Source organism: Nitrospirae bacterium YQR-1 (genome assembly GCA_039908095.1).
Lineage (GTDB): Bacteria > Nitrospirota > Thermodesulfovibrionia > Thermodesulfovibrionales > Magnetobacteriaceae > Magnetomonas.
Genome location: JAMOBJ010000057.1, coordinates 1 through 4,031 on the forward strand (window position 1 = coordinate 1; position 4,031 = coordinate 4,031).

Annotated in this window: 5 protein-coding genes; 1 reads left to right on the forward strand and 4 read right to left on the reverse strand. The window is 42.9% G+C overall.

The window, feature by feature from the left end:
• A partial coding sequence (locus H7844_15690) for a DJ-1/PfpI family protein (protein MEO5358722.1) occupies positions 1-414 on the forward strand: 414 nt, incomplete at its 5' end.
• A 41-nt stretch (positions 415-455) separates the two neighbouring features.
• Here H7844_15690 and H7844_15695 read toward each other — a convergent pair.
• The 4 genes from H7844_15695 to H7844_15710 form a co-directional block, all read right to left on the reverse strand.
• Positions 456-1,130, reverse strand: coding sequence for a ribonuclease H-like domain-containing protein (locus H7844_15695; GenBank protein ID MEO5358723.1), 675 nt, complete (start codon positions 1,128-1,130; stop codon positions 456-458).
• Positions 1,130-2,431: a S41 family peptidase gene (locus H7844_15700; GenBank protein MEO5358724.1), complete on the reverse strand. Its 1,302-nt coding sequence runs from the start codon at positions 2,429-2,431 to the stop codon at positions 1,130-1,132. Before H7844_15700 ends, H7844_15695 begins: the two co-directional genes overlap by 1 nt.
• A 38-nt stretch (positions 2,432-2,469) precedes the next feature.
• Positions 2,470-3,600 (reverse strand): peptidoglycan DD-metalloendopeptidase family protein, encoded by a 1,131-nt coding sequence (locus H7844_15705; protein MEO5358725.1) that lies wholly within the window; start codon positions 3,598-3,600, stop codon positions 2,470-2,472.
• Positions 3,601-3,602: 2 nt separating this feature from the next.
• A partial coding sequence (locus tag H7844_15710; GenBank protein MEO5358726.1) for an FtsX-like permease family protein occupies positions 3,603-4,031 on the reverse strand: 429 nt, incomplete at its 5' end.

Here is a 4,031-nt window from a genome sequence, read left to right on the forward strand (position 1 = left end):
AAAGTAATACCCGACTGCACACTGGATAGTGTGAATGCAGGGGATTTTGATATGGTGGTCTTACCGGGAGGAATGCCCGGTACGCTAAATCTGGCCTCGGATAAAAGAGTAACATCGTTGGTTGCCGATATGTATAAAGCCGGAAAATACACTGCCGCCATATGTGCAGCACCTTTTGTGTTGTCGGAGGCCGGAGTACTAAATGGAAAAACAGCTACAAGCCATCCATCCTATCAGGATAAAATCAAAGCCGCAATGGTTTCTAAAGCAGACTCTGTTGTGATTGATGGTAAGGTGGTAACAAGCCAGGGGGCAGGGACGGCAATAGAGTTTGCGCTTAAGCTGGTAGAGCTGTTTTGTGGTAAAGAGAGGGCACAATCTATTCAGACTGCTATGGTTTGCAACATGGTGTAATAAAAACTGAAGAAGTCTGTTTGCTGCCGGAATAATGCGGTTTATTTTGCAGGCGGAAATTTAATATATTTTTCCCATATAAGAAGAAGGTCTCGTGTTGCCCACAGGTCTCCGGCACAGTATCTTGCGATTTTTTCAAACTGCCCCGACCTGAATAAATCTTTCACATCATACCCTGTAACTCCTTCCGATTTCGGGCTTTTTATGCCAAACGTGCGACACCACACATCAAGGCTGAACCTCCTTTTGGCAGCACCAAAAAAGCTCAATCTGTCCATTAAATCTATATGTTCGTTACCATAGCGGTTTGGCAAAAGCTCACGAGTTGGTTTAATACCATACACTGCGCTTCTTACCATAATGAAAGGACAGTCAAATACGCGGCCGTTAAAAGTTACAAAGGCGTCATATTTTTTTATAGTTTCCCAAAAATGTGACAAAATATCACTCTCGGTGCCGGGATGATATGATATACCGCCATCCTCAAAAGACTCTGCCTCTGCAGACTGAAAATAAACCGCCCCTTTTTCAGTATCAGGATTAAGCATTCCTATGGTTACCACCTCCGCTGTGTTTGGATAAAAGGAAAGACTCTCTTTTGCCGCTTTGACCTCTTCTTCCGTGGCTGCCCACTTCAAGAAATATTCCTGAAGTGGACTTTCCATGGTGTCAAAGTCAAACCCAGCCGTCTCTATATCAAAGATTAAACGGGACATCAGGAGGTTATCTTACTGTTTTTCTTAAATGAGTCTCCGGTTTTTAATATATCTATGGCCCTCTGCAATTGGAGGTCGTCTTTCTCCTCAATCTCCAAAGGTGTTGAGTCCGGCTCCTCTCCTTCTTTAGTCTCCACCTGCTCATTATCCAAGTGTCCGGTTAAGTCCTTTTCCCTTAACACCTTGTGTTCTTTTCCGGTCTCAGACTTAAGCTTTACAATAATATCCGGTGTTATTCCGGTGTTTTGTATGGAAATACCGTTAGGGGTATAGTACCTGGCTGTAGTTAACCTTAAACCGGAGCCGTCACTTAACCCAAGGACACTCTGCACAGAGCCCTTTCCAAATGTTGTTACACCAAGAATTATTGCCCTGTTCCAATCTTTGAGTGCACCGGCCACTATCTCTGAAGCACTGGCGCTTCCCTCATTTACCAACACCACCATTGGTATAGAATCAAGCTTTCCCTCGGACTCGGTGTAGAAATCCTTTTTATCCCCTGAGCGGTCCTTTATATAAACCACAAGTTTGTGAGACGGCAGAAACTGCTCCGCCACCCCCACGGCGCTCTGTAGTAACCCTCCCGGGTCATTCCTAAGATCAACAACTACGGAGGTTATCTTCTTTTCTTTTAGAAAGTTAACCGCCTTAACTAAATCCTGTACGGTTTTTTCCTGGAACTGACTGATTTTTATATAGCCGATGTTGCCTTCCATAACCTTGTATTTCACACTCTGTACTTTAATTATCTCTCTTGAGATTGGAAAATCCTTTGGCTCAGTCCATCCCTTTCTGATGATGGTAAGTATAACTTTTGTTCCCCTGGGGCCTCTCATCTTATTGACAGCATCAAATAGAGTCATCTTTTCAGTGGATTCCCCGTTAACCTTTGAGATAATATCCCCTGCCTTTATACCTGCTATATAAGCAGGGGTATCCTCTATGGGCGCAATAACCGTCAGAAAGCCCCCCTTTTTGCCTATCTGGATACCTACGCCTCCAAACTCACCCTTTGTATCAACCTTCATCTCCTTAAACATATCAGGGGTCATAAAGGCCGAATGGGGGTCCAGAGAGCTAATCATTCCCTTTATTGCCCCATAAATCAAGTCTTTTGCCTTAACATCCTCCACATAACTGGTCTTAACCAGAGAAATCACCTCAGTAAAGAGCTTTAACTCCTGATATGTTTCCGATTCAGCACTTACCGCCTTTACCGTCCATCTGCCCACTATCACCCCGCTTGCTGTTATTATGGCAAAGGCCACCCATACAAGCAGATTTTTCAGCTTTCTATTCATCTATCCCTCCTAAACATCTATCCCTCCTGAACATGCTTTTAATTATCCCTTTTAAGCCATTGCATAGGGTCAACCGGTTTTCCCTTGTATCTTACCTCAAAGTATATTCCGGTTGCGTTTAAAACGCCTGAGACGCCCGCAATGCCTAATACGCCCTTTTTCTTTACAAACTCGCCGGCTTGCGTTGATATAGTGCTTAAGTTTGCATACACTGTGTGATATCCCATTCCATGGCTTAGTATAACCACCTGGCCTAATCCCTTAAAGGTATCCGCATATGCCACCTTTCCCTCATACACAGCACGCACCTTTTCATTATCCTCTGTGCTCATATAGACACCATATCTGAAGACCGGAGTTTTAAACTGCGGGTCCTGATGTGAGCCATATGGAATTGAAATCTGCCCGTTTACCGGCCATGGCAGGGAGCCCTTCGCCGAGCGGAATTCCTTTCCCTGATCTGACATGTCTGTTTCACTTTTTTCTATTATCTCCATTATTTTCTTTGAAGTAGATTCAAGTTCATTTATCATAGAGGCATACACAGCCTGTTCTTTTTTTACTGACAACAGAATGTTTTCGCGTTCATGCTTTTTTCTTATCAGCGCATTTTCTGAGACTTTTAACGCCTCATTCCGTTTGTTTATCTCCTCATACATTCCCTTTAGTGTCTTTTCCTTTTCTGAAAGCTTTGCCGACAAATCTCTGTATTCTTTCATTTGTTTATACTCAGTGGTTGTAAGCCTTGCCATATATCTGTTTATCTTTAATAGCTCAGTAAAATCCTCAGCATTAAGTACAACTATTAATCTGTCTAAACCGTAGCCGTAACGCTGAATCAGTTGGAACCTCTTTTTCAGGCTTATTCTAACCTGCTGTGTAGCTTTTGTAGCCTTTGCCACTTCCACTTTAACCACTTTTATACTTTCCTCTAAATCTGTAATTTTTTTTCTGTCTCTTATAATTTCCGAGTTTATTTTATTCAGTTCCCTCGTTGCCCTCTCTATATCAGCCATTATGGTACTTTCTTTTTTCTTAGCTTGATCCAGCTTTTCTTTATTTGCTTTTATATCCTCCTGAATTTTCTTGTACTTGTCTTTCAGAGCCTCAGCATGGCAGTCAACACCTGCAAACACAAACACAAAAATAATCAGATAAATAAACGCCATGCTCAGTATTTTATTCTACCCACGGCAAGCACAGCCCCACCCAGTCCCAGCATCAATCCGATAACCGGAAACAGCAAAAAAACCGTAAACGGAATATTCACTACTGCAAAGAGGGGTATCTCAGCCGTAAGTTTTGACAATGTCACCTTATTTATCACCTGAAGCAATACAGCCCCGCCCAGGCCGCCGCAAAAACCCACTATCGAGCCTTCCATAAAAAATGGCAATCTGATAAAGCCTCTGGTTGCCCCCAGCAACTTGTATATCTCTATTTCCTCTTTTCTCCTGTAAAAAAGAATCTTTACCGTTGTGTAACTTATAAAGACAACAGCACAGGCAAAGGTGCAAGACAGTGTTATGCCGATAGTACGCACTCCGCGTTTTAAAGCTGAAAGGGACTCCATCTGTGCCTGCCCAAACTCCACATCATC